This window comes from Microbacterium sp. 67-17, assembly GCF_001898325.1.
In the GTDB taxonomy this organism is placed as follows: Bacteria; Actinomycetota; Actinomycetes; order Actinomycetales; family Microbacteriaceae; genus Microbacterium; species Microbacterium schleiferi.
The window spans coordinates 1-22,652 of the sequence record NZ_MKTR01000003.1 but is presented as its reverse complement, the minus strand read 5'-3'; the positions used below and the strand labels follow the sequence as shown (position 1 = coordinate 22,652).

The 22,652-nt window shown below is 67.6% G+C and carries 19 protein-coding genes and 1 pseudogene; 8 read left to right on the top strand and 12 right to left on the bottom strand.

The annotated features are described in order from the left end of the window. The 3 genes from BGO47_RS01760 to BGO47_RS01750 all read right to left on the bottom strand — a co-directional run. Positions 1-398 (bottom strand): leucine zipper domain-containing protein (locus BGO47_RS01760; protein ID WP_292707892.1); only part of this gene is annotated, 398 nt, incomplete at its 3' end. Between the two features lie 90 nt (positions 399-488). Further along, entirely contained in the window at positions 489-1,322 is an 834-nt protein-coding gene (locus BGO47_RS01755; RefSeq protein ID WP_292707889.1) for an endonuclease/exonuclease/phosphatase family protein, read from the bottom strand. A gap of 62 nt (positions 1,323-1,384) precedes the next feature. Further along, a complete protein-coding gene (locus BGO47_RS01750) occupies positions 1,385-1,681 on the bottom strand; it encodes a helix-turn-helix domain-containing protein (RefSeq protein ID WP_292707886.1) in 297 nt (98 codons plus the stop codon). A gap of 77 nt (positions 1,682-1,758) precedes the next feature. On the opposite strand from BGO47_RS01750, the gene BGO47_RS01745 reads away from it, so the two are divergent. The 4 genes from BGO47_RS01745 to BGO47_RS01730 are packed head-to-tail and all read left to right on the top strand — an operon-like array spanning position 1,759 to position 6,958. Further along, the gene (locus BGO47_RS01745; RefSeq protein WP_292707882.1) at positions 1,759-3,204 is read left to right on the top strand and encodes a proton-conducting transporter membrane subunit; all 1,446 of its coding nucleotides are present in this window, start codon (positions 1,759-1,761) and stop codon (positions 3,202-3,204) included. Further along, positions 3,201-5,786: a putative inorganic carbon transporter subunit DabA gene (locus BGO47_RS01740; protein WP_292707878.1), complete on the top strand. Its 2,586-nt coding sequence runs from the start codon at positions 3,201-3,203 to the stop codon at positions 5,784-5,786. Before BGO47_RS01745 ends, BGO47_RS01740 begins: the two co-directional genes overlap by 4 nt. After that, entirely contained in the window at positions 5,777-6,100 is a 324-nt protein-coding gene (locus BGO47_RS01735; protein ID WP_292707874.1) for a DUF190 domain-containing protein, read from the top strand. Before BGO47_RS01740 ends, BGO47_RS01735 begins: the two co-directional genes overlap by 10 nt. A 9-nt stretch (positions 6,101-6,109) precedes the next feature. Further along, on the top strand, positions 6,110-6,958 hold the full coding sequence (locus tag BGO47_RS01730; protein WP_292707872.1) for a DUF6671 family protein: 849 nt from the start codon (positions 6,110-6,112) through the stop codon (positions 6,956-6,958). A gap of 33 nt (positions 6,959-6,991) precedes the next feature. On the opposite strand, the gene BGO47_RS01725 is transcribed toward BGO47_RS01730, so the two are convergent. The 5 genes from BGO47_RS01725 to BGO47_RS01705 form a co-directional block, all read right to left on the bottom strand. Continuing rightward, the gene (locus BGO47_RS01725) at positions 6,992-7,696 is read right to left on the bottom strand and encodes an SDR family NAD(P)-dependent oxidoreductase (protein ID WP_292707869.1); all 705 of its coding nucleotides are present in this window, start codon (positions 7,694-7,696) and stop codon (positions 6,992-6,994) included. A 101-nt stretch (positions 7,697-7,797) separates the two neighbouring features. Next, positions 7,798-9,402 carry a low temperature requirement protein A gene (locus BGO47_RS01720; protein WP_292707867.1) on the bottom strand — a complete coding sequence of 535 codons (1,605 nt, stop codon included), beginning with the start codon at positions 9,400-9,402 and terminating at the stop codon, positions 7,798-7,800. A 166-nt stretch (positions 9,403-9,568) separates the two neighbouring features. Then, positions 9,569-10,996, bottom strand: coding sequence for an FAD-dependent oxidoreductase (locus BGO47_RS01715; RefSeq protein ID WP_292707865.1), 1,428 nt, complete (start codon positions 10,994-10,996; stop codon positions 9,569-9,571). 52 nt (positions 10,997-11,048) lie between these two features. After that, a complete protein-coding gene (locus BGO47_RS01710) occupies positions 11,049-11,426 on the bottom strand; it encodes a cupin domain-containing protein (RefSeq protein ID WP_292707862.1) in 378 nt (125 codons plus the stop codon). 10 nt (positions 11,427-11,436) lie between these two features. Continuing rightward, positions 11,437-12,750 carry an aspartate aminotransferase family protein gene (locus BGO47_RS01705; protein WP_292707860.1) on the bottom strand — a complete coding sequence of 438 codons (1,314 nt, stop codon included), beginning with the start codon at positions 12,748-12,750 and terminating at the stop codon, positions 11,437-11,439. A gap of 138 nt (positions 12,751-12,888) precedes the next feature. On the opposite strand from BGO47_RS01705, the gene BGO47_RS01700 reads away from it, so the two are divergent. Then, positions 12,889-14,349 (top strand): PucR family transcriptional regulator, encoded by a 1,461-nt coding sequence (locus BGO47_RS01700; RefSeq protein ID WP_292707857.1) that lies wholly within the window; start codon positions 12,889-12,891, stop codon positions 14,347-14,349. Between the two features lie 14 nt (positions 14,350-14,363). Here the strand turns inward: BGO47_RS01700 and BGO47_RS01695 are convergent, their stop codons facing one another. Together BGO47_RS01695 and BGO47_RS01690 are read right to left on the bottom strand one after the other, a co-directional pair. Continuing rightward, positions 14,364-15,884 (bottom strand): CoA-acylating methylmalonate-semialdehyde dehydrogenase, encoded by a 1,521-nt coding sequence (locus tag BGO47_RS01695; protein ID WP_292707854.1) that lies wholly within the window; start codon positions 15,882-15,884, stop codon positions 14,364-14,366. A 106-nt stretch (positions 15,885-15,990) separates the two neighbouring features. Then, complete coding sequence (locus BGO47_RS01690) at positions 15,991-16,725, bottom strand: sulfite exporter TauE/SafE family protein (RefSeq protein ID WP_292707852.1); 735 nt, start codon at positions 16,723-16,725, stop codon at positions 15,991-15,993. 326 nt (positions 16,726-17,051) lie between these two features. Here BGO47_RS01690 and BGO47_RS01685 point away from each other — a divergent pair, with 326 nt between their 5' ends. After that, positions 17,052-17,510, top strand: coding sequence for a hypothetical protein (locus BGO47_RS01685; RefSeq protein WP_292707893.1), 459 nt, complete (start codon positions 17,052-17,054; stop codon positions 17,508-17,510). Positions 17,511-17,600: 90 nt separating this feature from the next. Here the strand turns inward: BGO47_RS01685 and BGO47_RS01680 are convergent. Continuing rightward, positions 17,601-17,807, bottom strand: a pseudogene (locus BGO47_RS01680) (MMPL family transporter); the annotation flags it as partial. A 310-nt stretch (positions 17,808-18,117) separates the two neighbouring features. Here BGO47_RS01680 and BGO47_RS01675 point away from each other — a divergent pair. Continuing rightward, positions 18,118-20,028 carry an FAD-dependent monooxygenase gene (locus tag BGO47_RS01675; RefSeq protein ID WP_292707849.1) on the top strand — a complete coding sequence of 637 codons (1,911 nt, stop codon included), beginning with the start codon at positions 18,118-18,120 and terminating at the stop codon, positions 20,026-20,028. Positions 20,029-20,035: 7 nt separating this feature from the next. After that, on the top strand, positions 20,036-20,473 hold the full coding sequence (locus tag BGO47_RS01670; RefSeq protein ID WP_292707846.1) for a MarR family winged helix-turn-helix transcriptional regulator: 438 nt from the start codon (positions 20,036-20,038) through the stop codon (positions 20,471-20,473). 70 nt (positions 20,474-20,543) lie between these two features. On the opposite strand, the gene BGO47_RS01665 is transcribed toward BGO47_RS01670, so the two are convergent. Further along, positions 20,544-22,652, bottom strand: a 2,109-nt coding sequence (locus BGO47_RS01665; RefSeq protein ID WP_292707844.1) for an NB-ARC domain-containing protein, incomplete at its 5' end; no start/stop codon positions are given.

Below are 22,652 nucleotides of genomic sequence, written 5' to 3'. Positions count from 1 at the left end.
AGGTGAACCCCACTCACACAGACCATCTGACACCCCCACGGATCGCATTCCGATAACCGGGGAACACCGTGTCGACGCAGGATCGCCCCGACCGTCCGAGCGGGGACCCCGGCGACGGACCCGATCCGGTCCTGACCCTGTCGCAGCTGGACCCGTAGCTGAAGGACCCGTTGCTCGACCTCGAACGGCGTGCGTCGCGGCATGGTTCGCGGTCGGGACGACCGATCCACCAACCCGGCCGCTCCCTCCAGACGGAACCTGGACACCCAACGATGCGCGCACTGACGTGAGATCCCCAGCTCTCGAGCAACGTGCGCGACCGGGCGCCCATCGCGCACGACCCGAGTTATCAACAGGGTCCGTCCGTACACATTCAACCGAGCACTACCGTGGGCCATGGGAACCTCCGGGGAGATTAGGGAACGTAAGCACTTCCACTAAGCCCCGGAGGTTCTCCTCAGCGCAACCCCCGAAACGTCACCAACGTCTCAGCCGGGTACAGCTAGCCGCCGGAAGACGGGGTGGGAGAACGACGAGTTGAAGTCACCCGCGACGACGAGACGTGGCTCGCTTGTGGCCTGGATCCACTCATCGATCGCGGTCACTGCCTCGTACCAGTCCCCGGGCTGGCCGACCGGCGGCGGCGGGTGCACGGCGGCGACGCGAACTGCCGACCCGTCCGGAAGGGCGGCGACGGCGCTCACCTGCTCGAAAACACTCCCGGGGATGCCTTCCTCGGCGCTCAGCGGATGGGCCGAGAGGATCACGCTTCCCTTGTAGGCATTGGTGCTCACCTGCTTCGTCCGGTAGGGCAGGGTCTCAGCAAGACCCTGCCCTACCAGGATCTGGCCGATCAGGTGCTCATCGGTCTCGACGAGGATGACCACGTCGGCTCCCTCGTCCCGGATCAGGTCGGCGAGCTGACGCGGATCCGCGCCAGCGAACTTGGCGTTGAAGGAGAGCACTGTCAGTGGCGTTGACGCCGTGCAGTCACCCGCGCCCGCGGCAACCGGGTTGAGCACCGGAAGCACCGAGAGCACGGCGCCAGCCACGAGGACAGTGGCCCCGATCCACGCGCGTGAAACCGCCGCGACGACCGCGACCACGAGAAGGCCGAGTGCTCCCGCCGGCAGAAGCGACTGCGCGATGGGGATCAAGCCCCCAGCAGGCAGATCCAGATGTGGCAGCACCACCGCCGGAACCGCAAGAACAACCGCGATCACGATCCACACGAGCGAGCGCCGCGATAAGAGGCGCCGCCGCCGATCACGACCCTTGGGCGACACCGGGTCGGGGGAGTCAGCGCGCCCGTCGACAGTCACCGGGCAAGTAGATCATCCGCCGGTCCACGAATCCTGCGAATCGCATCCTCGGCGCGAGCACGTCATCCGCGCGAACGGTCGGCCCCCAGAGCCGCGAGCAACTCGCCGACGGCGTGGTCGCTTTCCACGGGATGCCGAAGGGGAAGGTCACTCACGCACTGATAGGTGTTGCGCCGCCCGTCCTTCTCCCTGCGCAGGTAGCCGCCCTCGACGAGATCGCTGACGATCTGCTGAGCCGTGCGTTCGGTGATGCCGACGGCTGACGCGATGTCGCGCAGGCGGATGCCCGGATCCCGCGCCACCGTGATCAACACGTGCGCGTGATTGGTGAGGAACGTCCAAGTGCCCACCTTCGACATGATACCTGACCTACAAAACACGCGAAGCTATACCGGTAATTTGCTTCCGGTAATTTGTTGCTTGTAATATGCCTCGTGTGAATCCGCTTCTCCTGGCAGCGACAGCGCTCGTCCTCCTTGGTGCCTTTGTGACGGCGATCGCGGGTCGACGATCACGACGGATGCGGTCGGCCAGCGTCGCGGCCACGTGGATCGCCTTCGCCCTGGCCGCGGCATCGCTTGTTCTGGCCGCCGCATATGCGAGCGATGTCGTCGGAAGCATCTTCGCCACGCTTGCTCTCGGCGTGACCGGGACTGTGCAGCTGTGGAGCATCCGCCACCTCGAGGGAGACCCGCGCGCGACGCGGTTCTTCGCCCTGTCGTCGGTCTTGGCTTCCGGACTCACCGTTACGGCGGCAGCCCCGAATGCGATCGTCCTGGCGATCGGATGGGTGGTCGCAAGCGCTGCAGTGATCGCGCTCATCACCCTCGGCGGTCGCACTACTCAAACCCGCGTGGCCCTGCGCCGCACGCTCGTCGCCTTCGGCATCGGCGATATCGCTCTCGTGGCCGCTGTCGTGACCGTGACGGCGACGCCTGTCACCTCCCTGAACGAGCTGGGCGCCGTCGGTGGAGCCCCAGCGCTGGTCGTCGGCATCCTGGTCGCGATCGCAGCGATCACGCGCGCGGCATCCGTCCCCCTCCACGGGTGGCTGCCCGCGACCCTTGCCGCCCCGACACCGGTATCGGCGATCCTGCACGCCGGATTCGTGAACGCCGGGGCGCTTCTGCTGGTGCGGTTTGCGCCGCTGGAGGCCTGGACGACCCCGGTCATCGTGGGAATCGCCGGCGGGCTCACGGTCGTCATTGCCGGCTCCGCGATGCTCACCCGACCCGACGTCAAAGGACGCCTCGTGCACTCGACGGCGGCCCAGATGGGATTCATGCTGCTTGCCTGCGCGATCGGCGCCTGGCCGCTGGCGCTCCTGCACGTCGTGGGGCACGCGCTCTACAAGTCCTACCGGTTCCTTGCCGCCGGATCCGCGCTCCTCGGCGAGCCGTCACCATCGCGGGCTCAGGATGCGGACACTCGCGTCCTGCGTTCCGGTGTCGCCTCCGCTGCCGCCGCAATCGTGGTGGTGATCGCCCTGATAGCAGACAGCTTCTCGCACCCGGGCGGCGCCCTGGTCCCCTTCATCGCCGCCACAGTGTGGATCGGGGTGTGGGCAGCGACGGGCGGACGAGGCAGGTCGCGCTGGGTGATCGCGGCTGGAGTCAGCGGCGTCGCATCCGGCTACGTCCTGCTGTGGGCGGCTGTCGAGAACGCGTTCCCGCTGGCCCTCGGGGCCGCGGCCAGTCCCTGGCTCGCGGTCTGCGTCTTCGTGACGGCCGTGCTCGCCGGCCTCGCTGTCAGTCCCGCGGCACCCACCGCGATCCGGGACTACGTGTACGGCGCGGCATCCGGGTGGGGCACATCCCCCGCGCCACCATCGCACGCCGCGTCGCTTACCGAACCCGTCGAGTACGAAAGGTCTTCTCGATGACCATCTCCCCGCTACCCCCCACAGAAAAGACACCCCCACGGGCTGTCGATGTCCGAGGGCTCGTGATCGCCGCAGCCCAGGCTCTGGCCCCGCAGTATCCGTTGCACCGGTTCATTGCACGCAACCCCTATGCCGGCTACGAGGACCTGCCCTGGGACATCGCCCGGGAACGGATCGCCGCCGAGCACGGCACGTCACTCGTCCGGCCGGAATCGGCCTACCGCGACCTCTACGCCGCCGGCGGCGTGAACGACGCTGACCTCACCGACGCTCTCGGCACGCTCGTGCACGATGTCTCGCTCGATCGCGTCGTGCGGTGGAGCGGACGAGACATCCGCGTTGCCGACGTCTTCATTGCTGACCTGCTCGCGTCGCCGGAGGCCCCGCTGCCCAGACGCACACTCCTGACGCCCGCTGAGCGCTTCGCTCCGCGCGTGCACACCAAGATCGAGACGTACCTCGCCCGGCTCGGCGCCCGCTCGCTCGGACACGCTCCCGCCCCCGATCCGTTGACGGCCGGGCGGTTTTGGGATGCGTGGCGGCGCAGTGCCGGCCGCGACCTCACACTTCCCGTGCGCGTTCGCCGGGGTGTCCGGATCGCCGCCGAGTCACCGGAGGAGGCGATTGCGACGGCGTTCGAGCACTGGGAGGTCGTCGGCGACGACGCCGTCGCCCTGCTGCGCGCCCACCTGCTGAGCCTGCCGGGGTGGGCAGCGGCGATCGCCGACGGCTCCAGCGGCGCCGTGACCCTCACCGACTGGCTCGCTGCCCGCGTCACGCTGGAACTGCTCTGGTTGCCGTCGGACACTCCCGCGTGGCATCCGAACGCAGCCGCCACCACAGCCGCCGCCGTCGTCTTTCCCGCCGAACGTCACGCCGAACGGGTCGCCGCGGTCGCCGATTCCCTCGCCCTCACGCTCGCCGACGCCGAACGCGCCGAGCTCTCCCGCATCCTGCACGCCCTTCCCGAGTCATGCCGCCTCGAGGCGTGGCACGCTGCTGCCGAACGCCACCTCGCGCTGCTGGTCTCGCCGCGCTCCCGTCCGCGGGCGGACCGCGGCCGGCCGGCATCTCAGGTGGTGATGTGCATCGACCCTCGCTCGGAGGGGATGCGGCGCCACCTCGAGGCATCCGGAGACATCGAGACCTTCGGGTTCGCAGGCTTCTTCGCTCTCGCCATCGCATTCCAGGATGCCGCGGGCGGCCCCGCGATCGCCTCGTGTCCCGTCCTGGTGGCACCGCGCGCCCGCGTGCACGAAGGCTCTGCTGATCAGGCGGCGATCGAGCGGCTTCGACGGGGCGCCGTGACCGCGCGCACCGCCCACGACACCCTCGAGGGCGTCGCCGAGTCTGCGGCTTCACCGTTCGCGTACGCCGAGATCGCCGGGTGGGCGACGGGACCGGCGAGCGTCGCACGCACCATCGCCCCCGTGACCACGGCGCGCGTCGCGCGGAACCTTCGGGAGATTGTTGCGCCGCGTCCGGCGACCCGGCTCGATCCCGACGTCGCCTTCGCGCTCGACGAACGGATCGCGTACGCGGAGTCCGCGCTTCGGATGATGGGGCTCGTCAACGGGTTCGCGAGACTCGTCGTGCTGTGCGGGCACGGCGCGACGGTCGCCAACAACCCCTTCGCCGCGGCCCTGCAGTGCGGTGCGTGTGGCGGTCACGAGGGGTCACCGAACGCACGCGCGGCAGCCGCCGTCTTCAACGACCCCGAAACCAGGCGCGGTCTCGACGGGCGCGGAATCCACATCCCGGCCGACACGGTCTTCGTCGCCGCGCAGCACGACACCGTCACCGACCGGATCACGATCCTCGAGCCGTGGAGTGTCCCGGCGACCCACGCCGCAGACCTCGCGGCCTTCGAGGATGCCGCAGCGAGGGCGCGAATCGGGAGCGGCCGCGAGCGCCTCGCCGAACTGCCGGGCGCTCCGGCGAACCCGACCGACGATGTGGTGCTCGCCGAGCTCGAACGCCGCGGCGCCGACTGGGCGCAGGTCTACCCCGAGTGGGGCCTGTGCGGAAACGTCGCGATGATCGTCGCGCCCCGCCGCGTCACCGCCGAGCGCAACCTCGCGCGCCGTGTCTTCCTCCACAGCTACGAGACCGACGCCGATCCCGATGGATCGGCCCTCGAAACGATCCTGACTGCCCCGATGATCGTCGCTCAGTGGATCAACGCGCAGTACTCGGCATCCACCCTCTCCCCCAACCGGTTCGGCGCCGGCAGCAAGACCCTCCACAACGTCGTCGGCAACGTGGGGGTCGTTTCGGGGTACGGCGGAGACCTCCGTACCGGTCTCGCCTGGCAGTCCGTGGGTGTCGGACACGGCGCTCGACACGAGCCGGTACGGCTGCAGGTCTTCGTGCAGGCACCGCTTGAGCGCGTCGGCGAGATCGTCTCGCGCTCCCACGTCGTCCGCCAGCTCGTCGATAACCGCTGGATCACCCTGCGCGCGCGTGCGGACGACGACACCGACTGGGCGACTCTCACCCGCTACGGATGGCGCACCCAGCCTCTCTCCGACGCACCGAGCCCCACAGAGCCCACCCCCAAGGAGACCACCGCATGGAACTGAAGGACCTCACCCCCATGGTCAAGATCGAGATCGTCATCCCCGCGCGTCATGCGCCCGAGGTCACCGACCTCATCCGCAGTCTCGGCGCGCGCGGCTACACCGCCGTCTCGGGCGTAGCCGGGTTCGGCCACCACGGCGAGCGCGGGGGGCGGATGCTGTTCAACGACCACGACGCCCTGACGATGCTCATCACCGTTGTGCCCGAAGACCGCGCCGACGCCATCGCCTCGGCGATGCATCCGGTGCTCACCCGGATGTCGGGGGTCATGTTCGTTTCGGAGACGGCAGTCAGCCGCGCCGAGTATTTCGTCTGACCTCGCGACGTGACCACGATCGACCCAGCCGGTGGGGGCGTGCGAACCGAATCGCCCTACGACGGGATGACCGCCGCGGTCGGCACTCTCCACGGCAAGGAGAGGCAACTCGAGCCCGCGCTGCGGCGGTGGCACGGTGTGCGCGTCGTAGCCACCCGGGAGGTGAACACCGACCAGTGGGGAACCTTCACGGGCGAGAGGCCGCGGCAGGTGGCTCCCGCGGAGGCGGCACGACTGAAGGCTGAGGCTGCTACGGATGAGCTCGGGGCCTCACTCGGGATCGGAACCGAGGCATCGTTCGCGAGCGTGCTCGGATTCGGCCCGCCAGTGCACGAAGAGATCGTCGTCTTCGTCGATCGCGCCCGGGGTATCCACATCACCGAGACGCATCGGCGGTTCTCCCACGTGCCCCCACCGCGGACCGCTGCAACCCCCGCCGAAGCCCGGGTGCTGCTCAGCGCCCTCGGCTACCCGTCCCACGGCGCGGTCATCCGCGGCTCTCGCGGCGAGGTCGTCAAGGGCGTGCAGACCTTCGAACCCGTGTCGCGAATGCTGTCAACGGGCCGGGTCACGATCGAGGCCGATCTGCGCGCACACATGAATCCGACACGGCAGCGCGTGATCCGGCGGCTCGCCTGGCGCCTATCTGCGCGCCTACGCTGCCAATGCCCCGCCTGCGGCACTCCCGGCTACGGCATCGTCGGGAGCGAGCGCGGAGCGCCCTGCGCCGCTTGCGGCACGCCGACCCACGTCATGCGTGCTGACGTTTGGGGCTGCGCATCATGCCCACACCGGGAGGAGGTCGCGCGACGAGCACGCACCGCCGACCCCGGGCGGTGCGATGCCTGCAACCCGTGACGTCGGCGGCGAGTCAGCCGTTCAGTACGTCGATCACCACGGCAACGGACGTCCGTCGCGGGTCAGGGACCCACGCTCCACCGACCCCGGATGCAGAATCGGTGCGAGCACGCTTCGGGCACCGTCTCTCGGCGGCCCGGCACCCATCTCGGCCATTCCGGGCGCAGTAGCCGTGAGCCCCGGGTCCACGGCGAAGACGTCGATACCCTCCTCACTCAGCTCGAGCGCTGCCTTCCGTGCGAGAGCATGTACCGCAGCCTTCGATACGGCGTACGAGGCAGCACCGGGGTGGGTTGCGATACCGAACTGCGGATCGCCGTGGGAGCCGCCACCGCTTCCCACGATCACAATCCGGGCGTTGCCGGCGGCGCGTAGGGCGGGAAGGAACGCGCGAATCGTCTGCCACGTCCCCACAACGTTGACCGCGAGGATGTCTCGCACCAGGTCCAGGTCGGCAGTGGCGACAGTCTCGTCCCACGGGGCGAACTGCGCGGCGTTGGCGACAAGCAGATCGACGGATGCCGTCATCGTGGCCACGGCGCGAGCCGCACTCTCGATCTCGGCCGCAGAAGAGATGTCTGCGGATATGACCTGGACTGCAGGGACACCGTCGAACGTCGTGCGGGCAGCCGCGGGGTCGCGCACCACCGCGAACACTCCCCACCCATCGGCGGCGAGTTCACGCGCGACTTCCGCCCCGATTCCGCGCCCCGCTCCGGTCACCACAGCCGTGGGCATCCGCGCCACCCCGCTCTCTCGCTCAAACAGACGATCCTGCGCCGGGTGCTGGGCAGTGTCGCCCTCGTTGCGTGCCATCATCGCACGACGCAGCGCCGATGTCAGTCCCTCTGCTGGGGCGCCTGCGTCCGCTGCACGAGGGCGACAATGGCGGCCGTCACGGCGAGCGCACTGGCTGCGATAGCCAGTGCGGGAAGCGGAGCCACTGCCTGCGCGAGCGGGATCAACACGACCATCACAACGGCCGGAATTGCCACCGCTCCCGCTCGCGGGGTGGCGCTGACCCATGCGGAGATCGCGATAGTGGCAATGACGCAGGCGGCCCCGGCCATCAGCGCGATCGCACCGAACCAGCCGAACGGTTCGCTGTCTGCGACGTGCGCCATCGCCTCTTCGATCCCCAAGGCTGCGATGATCACGCCCGCGACGATCGCCGCATGACCGTAAGAGTAGACATCCCGGGCCATGACAACCTGGCGCCCCTCGGATCTGCGCTCGAGCTCGCTCTCGCCCCACGGTGCGAACCGCGTGAAGTACGTCCACCACAGCAGGATCGACAGCAGCAAGGCGAGAACTGCACCGATGATGACGGAGGCCGAGATCGGTTCACGCGCGACTGCAACGCCGATCGCAACGATGGACTCGCCAAGCGCAAGGATGACGACCAGGCCGTGCCGTTCAGCCCAGTGCGACGGGCTGTGCAATCCCCAGCCGCCGCCTGAGCGCGAAGAGAGCCGAGTGACGAGCAGGTCGTAGGCAAGGGCACCGAGCCAGATCCACAGCTGGGCCTGCCCTCCGATCACCGCTCCGATCACGAGGGCCGCAACCGACGGAATCATCGCACCACCGAGAAAGACGATGATCTGTCGCCGCAACGCCACGTCTTCGCCGGCGCTCAGCGCGTAGAGCGCAACGTGCACGAGACGGACCACGGTGTACGCCAGGGCAAGCACGAGCGCCGCGGTCGGCGCGCCCTCCGCTGCGGCGAAGGATTCGGGGATGGCCAGGGCGATCACGAACACCGCAGCCATCGCCACCGACATCCCGACGATCATCACGGGCTGATCCGCAGGTGCGCGATTGGCCACCCACGCGAATCCCACCCACGTCCACCACAGCAGCCCGAGCACGACCAGTCCCTGCAGGAGCGCCTGGGCATTGTGGCCCTCGACCATGAAGGCCGAGACCTGCGTGAACGCGAAGACATAGACCAGGTCGAAGAACAACTCGAACGTCGTTACCCGACCTGCATCGCCTATCGCAGGCCGAAAGGAGACACGCAGTCCGCGGCTCCACGGCGCCGAGCGCGGTGGGGAGGGAGAAACACTCATGAGCAACCTTTCATCATCCCGTGAGTCTGCCGACGGCGCATGACACCCACACCAGGTCAGCGACCCGGCGCGCCCAGTCCGCGGGGTCGCGCGTCCGGCGACGTGGAACGAGTACCAGGACCCCGTCAAGAAGCTCGCGGCGATCTCGACGTCGGCGTCAGCGGTCAGGTCACCCGCCGCTCGTCCCGCGGCGAAGATCCGACGAAGGCGCTCTCTGCGGGGGCCAACGATCAGCTCCAGGTAGGAAGCGCGAACGTGCGGATCGAGCCCATCGCTGAGCATCAAGCCGGCCAGGGGCAGCGCCCCGGCGGCGCTGATGCAATGCGCGAAGTGCTCCAGCTCAGCAACGAGGTCTGAGTACGGGTCCTCAGTCACGGCTGGCGGATCCACCTGAGCGAGCAAGCGGCACCGCGTCGTACCGTCTCAGCCATAGAGCGACCGTACGCGCCGTCTGTCAAGAGTTTTTCGACGACCGTCACAAAACAGTTGAACTTTATCGCGATGCCCCGTCCACCCCGAGAGGAGTTCTCTCCGCCCGACGTCAGGAGTCGAAGCCCACGCCGAACAGTCCTGCGAGCTTCAGCAGAATCCCGTCTTTCCCGCCGTTGCGGTCCGACTTTGCTACGGCTCTGCGCATCATTTGGACGAGGGGGTAGGCCAAGGGCTCCGGCGGAATAGGGATCGGGAGCCGGCGCGACATCTTCAGCCTCGTGCGCTCGGTATCGCGGCCCTCGAGCAGGTCGAGCATGACATCGGCGCCGAACCGCGTTGCTCCGACGCCGAGCCCGGTGTATCCCGCGCTATAGGCGACGCGCCCGCCGCGAGCCGACCCGTGGAATGCGACGAGCTGGGTGGACATGTCGATCGCGCCGCCCCACTTGTGCGCGAACCGGATGCCGGACAGTTGCGGGAACGTGCTGTAGAAGTGATCGGCGAGCCGCTCGAAGGTCTCGGGGCGTTGGTCCTGCGCCGCCTTCACACGCCTGCCGCGGTGGTAGACCGCGTCATACCCGCCGAACAGAATCCTGTTGTCGGACGACTTTCGGTAGTAGTGGAACTCGCGCGACGAGTCGGTGATTCCGTGACGCTCCGTCCAGCCGATGGCGGCGAGCTGGTCGGTGCTCAGCGGCTCGGTCATGAGCACGTAGTCGTAGATCGGCACCGTGAACAGGCGCAGTTCGGGCAGCAGAGACGCGAACACGTTCGTGGCAAGAGCCACCCGGCTCGCGCGGATCTCGCCGTGCGCAGTCTGCGCGACCATGACATTGCCGTCGGTGCGCAGGCGGGTCACCCGCGTGTGCTCGGAGATCTCGACGCCAAGACGCTCGGCAGCCGCAGCGAGCCCCCACGCGAGCTTGGCGGGATTCACGTACGCGACGCCGTCGGTTCCGAACATCCCGGCACGGTAGAGGGGGGAGTTCCCCCGCTCGCGAAGGCTCTCGCCCTCGAGGAAGGTCTCGTTCGCGGAGTGCTCCGCAGCCTCTCGAAGCCAGTCGATCTGATGAGGCTCGGTGGCCACCGTCAGGACGCCGGTCTCCTCCCACTCTGCGTCGATGCCATACCGCTCGATCGCCGCGCGGATTCCTGCGAAGTTCTCGTCGGCTAGCCGGTTCAGCACCGGCATCTCGTCAGCGAAGTGCAGCTCCCCGTTCTCCGGTCCGTGGGTGAGGCTTGCTTCACAGAAGCCGCCGTTGCGACCGCTCGCAGCCCAGCCGATGCGATTGCCCTCGACCAGAACGACGCGGCGCTTCGGGTCGCGCTCCTTGGCGATCAGTGCTGTCCAGAGCCCGGCGAAGCCGCCGCCCACCACGAGCAGATCGGTCGACACCAGACCGGAAACGCCACCCCGTGCCGCGGGACGATCGGGATCGTCGAGCCAGAAAGGGGTTGTGGATGCCTCGGCCAACGCGCCACGAATGGTGCCGAGGTCAGTGCGTATCTCGTGGCCATATGCCGTCGGCGCGCTCATGGGCATCTTCTTTCGATGGTGGTCGGGGACCCACCCGCGGTCGCGGGGCAGATCATGGTTCCGGTTCGATATCCCGCAGGATGTAAACCTTTCGAAGCGCCACAGGCACGTGCCACCGCGTCAGCATCCCCGTCTCGAGCCGGCACAGGGAGCCGGCTCGCAGCTCGATCGTTCGCGTGACCTGTCCGTCCTCCCCGATGAGTTCGACAGTCGCCTCACCCGAGACGACGACGAACACCTCATCAGCCTCGATGTCGCGCATCGAACCGGCAGTCATCTCCCAGATCCCGACCGTGGTGTCGCCGACCACAGCAACATCGATGAAGCCCGTGCTGGGTTCCCCCTCGAGTCGAAGATCATCGGGAACCGAAATCCCCGCCACATCCACAGCCGCGACGTCGAGCGGTTGGAAGGGCTCGAGCCGTGTCATCGCCGTCTCCTCAGCCGAGGCGGCCCAGCGCCGCGTCGATGATTGTGAGGCCGCGGTCCAGTTCCGACTCGGTGACAACGGCCGGCGGCACGACATGGAGCCGGTTCTCGGCGAAGAATCCGAGCAGGCCCTGGTCGAGAAGATCCTTCTTGAGGGCTGCCATCCGGTCGGCGCCGAGGGGCTCGCGCGTCTCGCGGTCGGCGACGAGCTCGACGGCCCAAAAGACACCGCGACCGCGCACCTCGCCCACCACCGCATGACGCTCGGCGATCTCGCGCAGGCGCGGGCCCAACACATCCGTTCCCATGCGGGCCGCGTGTTCCACGATCTTCTCGTCGGCCATCGCCTCGATCGTCGCGACCGCTGACGCAGCGGCGAGCGGATGACCGGAATAGGTGAGGCCGCCGGGGAACACCCGGTCATCGAACGTACGCGCGATCGCATCCGAGATGACCACGCCTCCCAGCGGCACGTACCCGGAGTTCACGCCCTTTGCGAAGGTGATCAGGTCAGGCGTGACATCGAAAGCGTCGAACGCGAACCACTCGCCGGCGCGCGCAAACCCCGCCATCACCTCATCGAGGATCAAGACGATGCCGTAACGGTCGGCGACCTCGCGGACTCCGGGGAGGTAACCGGGCGGCGGAACGAGCACGCCGGCGGTTCCGGGGATCGTCTCGAGCAGAATCGCTGCGATGGAGTCGGGGCCCTCTGCCTGGATGGTTCGCTCGAGGTGGCGGAGCGCTCGCTCGCTCTCCTGCTCGGGAGTGGTGGCCCAGAACTCCGTGCGGTAGAGGTAGGGCCCGAAGATGTGCACGTGCCCACGCGAGAACTCGTTCGGAATACGGCGCCAGTCTCCGGTGGCAACGATCGCCGCGCCGGTGTTGCCGTGGTACGAGCGGTAGGTGGAAATGACCTTGTCACGCCCCGTGAAGAGCCTCGCCATCCGGATCGCGTTCTCGTTTGCATCCGCGCCGCCGTTGGTGAAGAACACCTTCGCGAATCCCTCGGGGGCACGCTCGAGGATCAACTCAGCGGCGCGCGCACGAGTGGCGTTCGCGTGAGCCGGCGCGACTGTGGAGAGCTGCGCCGCCTGCTCCTGGATGGCCGCCACAACCCGCGGATGCTGGTGGCCGATGTTCACGTTGACGAGCTGGCTCGAGAAGTCGAGGTAGCGGCGACCGTCGACATCCCAGACCTCGCTGCCGCTCCCGCCTGCAAGCGGCAGAGGAGCGAGGGAGCGCTGCGCGGACCAGGAGTGGAAGACGCTCGACCGGTCGCGTTCGCTGATGCTCGCGTTCGTGTCGTCAGGAGTGAGAGCCATACGCCTAGTGTGCTCCGCGGAGCCGGCTCGCGTCGTTCACAATTGTCGTACTGCGAACTCTTCGATCGACAGATTGGCACGACAATTCCGACGACACTGCGCTCCCTTCTAGCTGTTCGGGCGTTCGGTCTGCGCGCCGTGGGCGAGCTTGATGCTGCTCACCTCGACCGGACCATCTCGTGGGTTCACAACTCCGACCTCCCCGATCCCACGCCATGGCTCGAACCCGGGCAGCTACTGCTGACCGACGGCGGGCAGTTCGCCGGACCGACCCCAACCTCTCCCGAGGCCTACTGCCGCCGACTCCGCCAGCGCGGGGTGGCTGGATTGGGGTTCGCGACGGACGTCATTCACCCGGAGGTTCCTACCGAGCTCATCGATGCATGCCGCCGCCACGAGATCCCCCTCATCGAGGTGCCCGGCATGACGCCGTTCATCGGCATCATCCGGCACGTCGCGGATGCCGAAGCCGCCGATCGTAGCGCGCGACTGTCGTGGACACTCGAATCACAGCGAGCCCTGGCTCGGGCAGCCGTGCGCCAAGACGGCCTGCGTGCGATTCTGCGCACCCTCTCCTCCCGGCTTCGCACCTGGGTGGCGCTTTTCGATGCGGCGGGACGACCCCTCAGCCTGCCGGGAATCGCCGAGGTTCCGGCATCCGTCGAGTCCGCAGTCGCGGAGCAGGCGCGGATGCTGCTGCGCAAATCCACACCGGCGAGCATCCGCGTCGCTGAGCCCCATGCCGCGACGCTGCAGACGATAGGTCAGAGCGGGCGACTCGGTGGCGTCCTCGCCGTGGGCGCCGACACCCCGCTTGATTCCGCGCACAGCGATCTCGTCGAGTCGGTCATCGCCCTGGCGAGCATTGCTCTTGAGCAGCAGCGAGCAGTCTCGGACGCGCGTCTGCGGGTGCGGACCGGGGTCATCGAGCTGCTGTTGGCCGGCCGCTCAGAAGAAGCTTCCCGCTCAGCGACGGCGCTGTGGGGACGGATGCCGACACCGCCGCTGCTGGCCGGTCAGGTCGTCGGGTTCACCGGCAGTCAGTCACTTCTCGACGAGCTTGAGCTTTCCGCAGCGGCGGAACCGGGCATCCTCTTCTTCGCCGAACGTGAGGAGGACCTGCTGATCCTGGTCGCTCGCGATGGGCTCGCGGGGCTAGCCGATCTGCTGCAGAAACATGAAACCACCGCAGGGTTCGCCGAGCTCCATCGATGGGAAGAACTCGGCCGCGCGCTGGCCGAGGCGTCCCATGCTGCTCGACAGTCGAGCGAGCCCGGGGTCATCGAGTTCTCGGCGATCGCCGACAACGGCATGATCGGCATGCTGCGGAACAACGGCGGTCCGCTCGTCGCCCGCCGCATGCTCGCGCCGCTGGATCAGCTGGCTCCAGCGCACCGTGAACGTCTGCTGGCCGCCGCTACCGCTTGGTTCGCCGCCAACACCGCATGGGACCCAGCTGCCCGCAGCCTCGACATCCACCGACACACTCTGCGCGCCCGCATCGATGAATTGGGCGAATTCCTCGGCCTGGATCTGTCGACCTTCGATGGTCGCGCTCAGCTATGGGCGGCGATGGAGCTCTCCTCCGCCGAACGATGAGCGCCGACGCGTCCTCAGGTGTTCTGCGGGAAGCCGAGGTTGATTCCGCCGTGCGTGGCGGGGTCGAGCCAGCGCGCGGTGATCGCCTTCTCGCGCGTGAAGAAGTCGAACCCGTGAACGCCGTAGGCCTTGGCGTCGCCGAACAGTGACTTCTTCCATCCGCCGAAAGAGTGGTACGCGACGGGAACCGGGATCGGCACGTTGATGCCAATCATGCCGACCTGCACCTCGTTCTGGAATCGTCGGGCTGCACCGCCGTCGTTCGTGAAAATGGCAGTTCCGTTGCCGAACTCGCCTGAGTTGATCAGCGCGACTCCCTCTTCGAAGCTTCCGACCCTCACAACCGACAGCACCGGACCGAAAATCTCCTCGGTGTAGGCACGGCTGGTGGTCGGAAGGCCATCGATGAGCGTCGGTCCGAAGAAGAATCCGTCCTCGTGGCCGTCGACGACCAGCGACCGGCCGTCGACGACGACTGTCGCGCCGTCAGCCTCGGCGATGTCGACATACCCAGCCACCTTCTGGCGGTGCTGGTCGGTGATGAGCGGGCCCATGTCGGGTTCCGCGTCGCCAGCCTGGGCGCCGTTGCCGACGGTGAGCCGCGCGATGCGGTCCGTGATCTTTGCGATGAGCTCATCCGCGACAGGCTCCACGGCCAGCACCACACTGATCGCCATACACCGCTCACCCGCTGCGCCGTAGCCGGCATTGACTGCCTGGTCGGCAACGAGGTCAAGATCAGCATCCGGCAGCACGAGCATGTGGTTCTTGGCACCACCGAGCGCCTGAACCCGCTTGCCGTTGCGGGCGGCGGTCTCGTAGATGTACTGCGCGATCGGCGTGGAACCAACGAAGCTGATGGACTCGACGATGGGCGAGTTCAGCAGCCCGTCCACGGCCAGCTTGTCGCCCTGCAGGACGGTGAAGGCGCCGTCGGGAAGGCCCGCTTCCTTCCACAACCCCGCGAGCCAGAGCGCGGCCGACGGGTCTTTCTCGCTCGGCTTGAGAACGACGGCGTTGCCAGCGGCGATGGCGATGGGGGCGAACCAGAGCGGTACCATCGCGGGGAAGTTGAAGGGGCTGATGACACCCACGACGCCGAGGGGCTGCTTGAGGGAGTAGACGTCGATTCCGCTCGAGGCGTTCTCGGAGTACGCGCCCTTGATCAGGTGCGGAAAACCGGTGGCGAGCTCCACGACCTCCTGGCCGCGCAGGATCTCACCCATCGCGTCGGAGAGCACCTTGCCGTGTTCGGCGGTGATGATCGCCGCGAGCTCCGGCTTGCGCGCATTGAGCAACTCACGGAAGGCGAAGAGCACGCCCTGGCGCTTGGCGATCGACCACGACGACCACTCCTCGAAGCCGCGTCGCGCCGAGGCAATGGCGGCGTCAGTCTCGGCCTGGTCAGCGAGCGCGACGTTAGCTGCCACCACGCCGGTAGCGGGGTTGAAGACGGGGGCAGTGCGCCCGGATGTCGACGCCGTCGGTGCGCCGTCGATCCAGTGCGGGATGGTCGGGAGGTCGAGTTCAGCCATGTCGTCAGGTTAGGTCACCTGCCGGGACAAACCGATCGACAATCTGTCACGGCAGACCGGAGCGAATGCCACACCGGCACGCGGAGTCGTCGGCTCGTAGGACCCCTCAGATCAGGAGGTACACGGCTCCCACGACAGTCAGGACGATCACGATCTGCTCGAAGAGGCGTTGACTGATCACAGCCGCTATCCGTCGCCCAACCAGGGCACCGATGACCACCGCGGGCACGAGGATCAGATCGATCAGCAGACCGTGTGGCGTGATGAGCCCGAGGCCGATCGAGAAAGGAACCTTCGCGACATTCACCGCAGCGAAGAACCAGGCTGCGGTCCCGAGAAAGACGTGCACCGGAAGCCGAGCGGCCAGGAAGTACATCGACATCACGGGTCCGGCGGCGTTGGCGACCATCGTCGTGAATCCGCCCATCACCCCGTAAAAGCCAGCTGCCACCACGCCTGGTGCCGCGTCGGCATCCGTGCGGGATCGCCGCCAGAGGGTGACAGCGATGACGACAAGCAGGATGACGCCGATCGTGCGCCTCACCCACTGATCCGACGCAAAGGCGAGGAAGAGCGTGCCCACCAAGATCCCAGCGATCACCGTCGGGATGAGCCGCAAGAGAGCCCGAACGTCGGCGTGGCGCCGGTAAGCGAGCAACGCCAGGGCGTCACCCACGATGAGCAGCAGCAGGATCGTCCCGGTGGACTGCTTGGCTGGGAGGGCGGACGCGAAGAGAACCACAGCGATGGTCCCCGCTCCGGGCAGCGCCGCCTTGGACAGACCGATGATGACGGCGCCGGCCGCGAGCGCGCACCACGCCGGAATGCTCAGCTCGAGCACGGCAGGTCTTCGACGCTCACCATCGGCACGCTACCGGAGGCTCGCGCTCTGCACATCGCGGCCGCGGTGACAGCAGGTGCAGGCCCGGCACTCCTCGCTGCGCGCCGAAGGCCCTCTTGCGCATCGCCGCGGCAATCGGTACATGTCGAATCCCTCCCGTGGACGGGGCGTTCCCTAGCGGTCACACGCACGTCGGCATCCGGAGCTGTCGAGGGACCCCACGACGCTGTCGCCTTCGAGACGGGTGACGTGGAGCTCGACCTCGGCCTCGCGCCCCAATCGGTGTTCCTCGCAGCCGCGACTCCTTCGCGAAAGTGCGCTCCGCAGTGCTGCAGCTTCTGCAGGAGCGCGGCAGCGGCCAGTTCTCGATCGCCGAGACCCAGGATCGTGTCCGCACTGCCGGGCTCGGAGCAGCCACGTTCGAGCAGGCAGTGACCTCGGTCGTGACCGCATACGCCGAGCTGCTGCGACAGAACCGCGAACTGCTGTCGCCGTTCTTCTTGCTCGGCGTCGAGGACTTCGCCATCCGCGACCGCGGCCGCCAGTCCGCCGACGCGGAACAAGCAAGTCTTCATTCGCGCACTGCTGGCCGCCCGCCGCCCAAGAGAACAGGGTCGAGTTGGCCACCGCGCGCGGACTGGGCTTTCGAAGTCTTCTACAGCTTGAGCGGCCGCTATCTCGGCCTCGGTGTCGCGGCGACGGTCAGCCCCGAGAACGACTACGACTGGAACGACCTCCTCGGACGTCTCGCTGACACCGTTCACCTGATCCTCACGTCGAGCTAACTGTCGCGCCAGCTGTCTCTGGCGCGGACTCCCCCCGGGAGCCAAGGTATCCGCCCCCTGCTCCCGGGCCTGCGCGTCGGTGAGGCTCGGCTTGCGCGGCCACCAGAGCCGGTCCTTCGCAATGAATGCCATCGCCGGCACGATCACGGTCCGAACGAGCAGCGTGTCGATGAGCACGCCGATGCACACGATGCCGCCGATCTGCGTGAGCGTGATCAGCGGCAACACGCCCAGCACCGCGAACACCGCTGCGAGCAGAATGCCGGCACTGGTGATCACGGCACCCGTGGCGGCGACCACGCGACGGTGCGTGCGGGCATCGAACGCTTCCGTGACAGCGGGGTCGACGAATTCGCCGCTGCCCCGTTCGGCACCGCTGACGACATGCTCAGGACGTGCGAGATGCTCGGGCAGCTGGCGGCCGAGTCCAGCTAATCAGCCGGGGCTGGCGCTTCGACGTCCGTCGGCAGGAGTCGCGCAGAAGTGCGGCTGCCCTGCCAAGACGGCTCTTTTCGACGTTCCGAAGCGTTGGGTCTTCAATTTCGTTGGGGTACTGAGTATTGTGTCCTACGCACCCTCCAGGTGCCCAGAGCAAAGGAGCCAGGATATGCAGTTCTATCGAGATGGATACCGGCCCGGGGATCCCGACGTCGCGCCAGCGGCGCCGGAGGTACTGGAGCGGGGTGCGCAGGCCCCGGACGTGGTTGATGTGCTGATTGTTGGGACCGGGCCTGCGGGGACGGTGCTGGCGGCGCAGTTGGCGGCGTTCCCGGGCATCACGACCCGAATCGTCGAGCGGCGCGACAGGCCTCTTGAATTGGGGCACGCGGACGGCGTGGCGTGCCGGACGGTGGAGATGTTCCAGGCGTTCGGGCTGGCCGAGCGCCTGCTGCGCGAGGCGTACTGGGTCAATGAGGTGCGGTTCTGGGGTCCCCGCGAGGACGACCGCTCCAAGATCGTGCGCACAGGGTGGGTGGAGGACACCCCTGCGGGTCTCAGTGAGTTCCCCCACGTCATCGTCAACCAGGCGCGAATGCAGGAGTACCTCCTCCAGTACGCCGCGAACTCCGCCAGCAAGATCAAGGCGGAATATGGCGTGGAGTTCGTCGGCCTGACGGTCGGCGTCGGCGATCATCCCGTGACCGTCGCCCTCCGCCCCACGGGATCGACGGATCCAGCCGACGAGTTTACGGTCCGCGCAAAGTATGTCGTGGGTTGCGACGGCGCACGCAGCCGCGTCCGCCAGGCGATTGGCCGCGAGCTGCACGGTGACGCCGCCAACCACGCGTGGGGCGTCATGGACGTGCTGGCGGTCACCGACTTCCCGGACTGGCGCACAAAGAACGTCATCCAGTCCGCCGGCAAGGGGAGCCTGCTCATGATCCCCCGGGAAGGCGGAAGCATGGTGCGCCTGTACGTCGACCTCGGCGAGGTCCCCGCCGGCGACACCGAGATCAAGAAGACCACCGTCGAGCAACTCACCGACGTCGCTAACGCGATCCTGCACCCGTATTCGCTCGACGTACGCTCGGTCGCGTGGTCGTCGGTGTACGAGGTCGGACAACGCGTCACCGATCGCTTCGACGATGTTCCCGACGACAACACGACCGGCCGAATGCCACACGTCTTCATTGCCGGCGACTCCTGCCACACCCACTCGGCCAAGGCGGGTCAAGGCATGAACGTCTCCATGCAGGACACGTTCAATCTCGGGTGGAAGCTCGCCGCCGTCCTCGAGGGCCGATCCGATGCCACCCTCCTGCTGTCCTACTCGGAAGAGCGGCAATCCGTCGCGCAGGACCTCATCAACTTCGACCGGTTCTGGTCGGCGTTCATCGCACAGCCGACCCTCGATCCCGAGCACCCCGAACGTGGGGGTGTCACCGCCGAGCAGATGCGATCGGAGTTCACGCGCCAAGGCCGCTACACCGCAGGCCTTGCTACGAAGTACCGCCCGTCAACCCTCACCGGCAGTGACGAGAACCAGGACCTCGCGATCGGGTTCGAGATCGGCACCCGCTTCCACGCCAGCCCCGTCATCCGCGTCGCCGACGGTCGGCGCATGCACCTCGGCCATACCCACACGGCCGACGGACGCTGGCGCCTCTATACGTTCGCCGACACCGCGGGCCACGAACTGACCGCACTGGCACAGTGGCTCACGGACTCCCCTGACTCGCCCATCCAACGATTCCGGGCCCCGGATGCCGACATGGACAGCGTCATCGATGTGCACGGGGTCTTTCGCGTGAGCCAGCACGACATCGACGTGCCCACCCTCCCGGGCATCCTGTGCCCGCGCTCCGGATCGCTGGGAATCCAGGACTGGGAGAAAGTGTGGACCACCGGACCCGATGCCGACATCTTCACCGACCGCGGCATCTCGGACCAGGGGGCGATTGTCATCGTCCGACCCGACCAATATGTCGCCCACGTGATGCCACTGACCGCTCGAGAGGAGCTGTCGGAGTTCTTCGACGGGTTCCTCGTCGAGCAGCGTGCAGCCCCTCTGCGATGATCGAGATGTGTTCGACTCAGAGCAGGAACCGCAACGCCACACCGGGTACCTGATCCGCCGCGCACAGCAGGCGCATGTCGCGGCATGGACCAGAGTCGTCTCCACCGAGATCTCTAGCGTGCAGTACTCGATCCTGGTCGTGCTCGACCAGCTCGGCGAGGCCAGCCAGCGCGAGCTGTGCGACAAAGTTGACCTTGATCGCTCCACGGTAGCCGACCTCGTACGGCGAATGGAGAAGCACGGGCTCATCGAACGACGCCGCGACCCCGCCGACGCCCGACGCAACACGGTGACGCTTACGACCCACGGGCGCGCAGAACGGACGCGGCTACAGCCACTGGTCCACGAGGCTGACCGAGAACTCACGTCACATCTCACTGCGGGGGAGCGCGATGGGCTTCGTCGCGGTCTGCGGGTGCTGCTCAGCGCGAGGAACGAGATGTGAACTGTGGGCGGATCGGGTTTCGGGGACCAATCTCGAGGCACCTCGGTGTGACGCCCCGCCGCTCACAGGACTACTCGGACCCGAGCCCCTCACCCTCGCGCCAGGCGCGGCGGAACTCCCCGCGCGAGAGGGCTTCCTCGGTGCGGCGCAGTAGCTCGCGGGTCGCTGGCTGCCGTGGCCAGACGGTACCATCACGAAACGCCGCCGCACTGGACCTCCCGTAAAGCGCGGCGGCGCGACGGTAGTCGCCCGCCATCGCCGCGAAGTCGGCTGCGTTCTCATCGAAGCCACTAAATGCGAGTCCGCCAACCGTGGCGTGAAGATCACGACCGCGGCCAACCCACATTTCGCCCGTCTCAGGGTCCTTCGTCGCCAACGCATAGAGGCTGAGATACGACGCGCAGATCGACGCCGCAAACGTATTGCCCGCACGAATCGCGCGATCGTAGACATGACGCACCCCCTCCGCATTCGGACCGGACACGGCCGATGCCACCAGCGCCTCGGCGACGACGGCGAGGGCGGGGTCGCCGAGCGCGGACGCGACCTCGACGATGTCGCCGGTGACCGTTGCGACAAGCCCCGACTCGGAGCCAGTGAGCAAAGCGTAGGCCAGACCAGCGAGCGCCCACGCGAGGTCGACATCCATGGACCGCGCAAGTCCGGCGCGCGCCATCTCTATATGCGCAGTGGCGAGATCGCTCCGTCCTTGCAGAACGTAGCGAACAGCGAGCGCGCAGTGCAGGCTTGCCGCATCCGCAGAAGAGAGTGCGTCCACCTGCTCAGCAAGCTCAAGCCAGGTCAGGCCCTCGACGAGACGGCGGCGGAGGTACCAGTACCCGCCGAGCCCGATCACCAGTGATGCCCCCGCGGGGCTCGGTTTCTCGACGAGCTGACGATGCAGCGTGCTGCGAACCGCGTCGAAGTCGTCGTCGATCGCGTCGTACCAGCCGTCGGGATCAGGATCGAAAACGCGAGGTCGGCGGGTGACGAGTGCGGCGACCCAGGCATCCCGGGCCTTCTCGGCCGCTTCCAGCTCTCCTTCCATCCGCATCGCCCGCCGAGCGTGGGAGCGGACAGTCGCCAGCTGCCTAAACCGCGCGCGACCGGGTGAGGTCGACGGCGGCACGGGCACCAACAACGAGCGATGGCACAGCAAAGACAGGAGGTCACCCACCGCCTCTGCTTCAACAGCCGGAGCGGACAGGCCGGATGTCACGGCGACCGCAGCAGCGGCCTCGGCCGTGAACGGGCCCGGCAGCGCCGCCAACCGACGATGCAGAATCTGCTCACCCGCGGTCAGCGTGCGATAGCTCCATTCGATGGCGTCGCCGACGCTGTCGTGGTGGGTGCGCTGAGTGCTGGTCAGTCGCCGCAGTCGCGCAGGATCCGTCTGTGCCTGTGCGACGACGGCAGCGAGGCCGTCGGTGCGTACACGAGCCGCCGCCAGCTCGATGGCCAACGGCAGCCCGTCGATCGCGGCGCACAGCCGTTCAGCCTCCGCTCGGGTGTGTTCGTCGATCGCCAGCTCGGGTACGGCCTCCGCAAGACGCGCCAAGAAGAGCTCGACGGCGGGCGCGGGACCGCCGGCAGGGGGTGGGTCAACGGGCAGCGGGCCGAGCGTCCAGATCACTTCGCCCGGGAACGAGACGGCCTCGCGACTGGTCAGGACAACAGCACAGCGCGCCTCGGCCTCAGCAAGATGCTCGACGAACGCCGCAGCGCCCGAGAGGACGTGCTCGCAGTTGTCCAGAATGAGCAGCGTCCGCCGTCGACGAAGATGATCAACCGTCGCCTCCAAGGCGGAGCCGACGACGGCGGGGGCCAGGCGCAACGTCGACGCGACGAGGTCGACAACCATCGTCTCGTCATCGATCGTCGCGAGATCGACGAAGTACACCCCGTCCGGAAAGTCGGATGCGAGGTGATGCGCGATTTCGAGAGCCAACCGCGTCTTCCCGCATCCGCCCGCCCCGGTGAGGGTCACGAGTCTGCGGCTGAGGACCAGGCGCGAGATCCGCTCGAGGTCGCTCGCGCGACCGACCAGCGACGTCGTCCGCCGCGGGAGGGGCAGTGGCGGGGCTAGGTGTAGCGACCCGGGACGTTGTGTGCGTCGCGGGTAGGTGAAGACCTCCGGGACGATGTGGGTATCTGACAACTCGCATCGGTGACCGGAGGT

Excerpts from the sequence above, each read along its gene's own strand:
- BGO47_RS01710 (WP_292707862.1), bottom strand. The coding sequence starts at position 11,426 with ATGACACGGCTCGAGCCCTTCCAACCGCTCGACGTCGCGGCTGTGGAT.
- BGO47_RS01735 (WP_292707874.1), top strand. The coding sequence starts at position 5,777 with ATGGAACTGAAGGACCTCACCCCCATGGTCAAGATCGAGATCGTCATC.
- BGO47_RS01695 (WP_292707854.1), bottom strand. The coding sequence starts at position 15,884 with ATGGCTGAACTCGACCTCCCGACCATCCCGCACTGGATCGACGGCGCA.
- BGO47_RS01715 (WP_292707865.1), bottom strand. The coding sequence starts at position 10,996 with ATGAGCGCGCCGACGGCATATGGCCACGAGATACGCACTGACCTCGGC.
- BGO47_RS01750 (WP_292707886.1), bottom strand. The coding sequence starts at position 1,681 with ATGTCGAAGGTGGGCACTTGGACGTTCCTCACCAATCACGCGCACGTG.
- BGO47_RS01675 (WP_292707849.1), top strand. The coding sequence starts at position 18,118 with ATGCAGTTCTATCGAGATGGATACCGGCCCGGGGATCCCGACGTCGCG.
- BGO47_RS01740 (WP_292707878.1), top strand. The coding sequence starts at position 3,201 with ATGACCATCTCCCCGCTACCCCCCACAGAAAAGACACCCCCACGGGCT.
- BGO47_RS01725 (WP_292707869.1), bottom strand. The coding sequence starts at position 7,696 with ATGCCCACGGCTGTGGTGACCGGAGCGGGGCGCGGAATCGGGGCGGAA.
- BGO47_RS01705 (WP_292707860.1), bottom strand. The coding sequence starts at position 12,750 with ATGGCTCTCACTCCTGACGACACGAACGCGAGCATCAGCGAACGCGAC.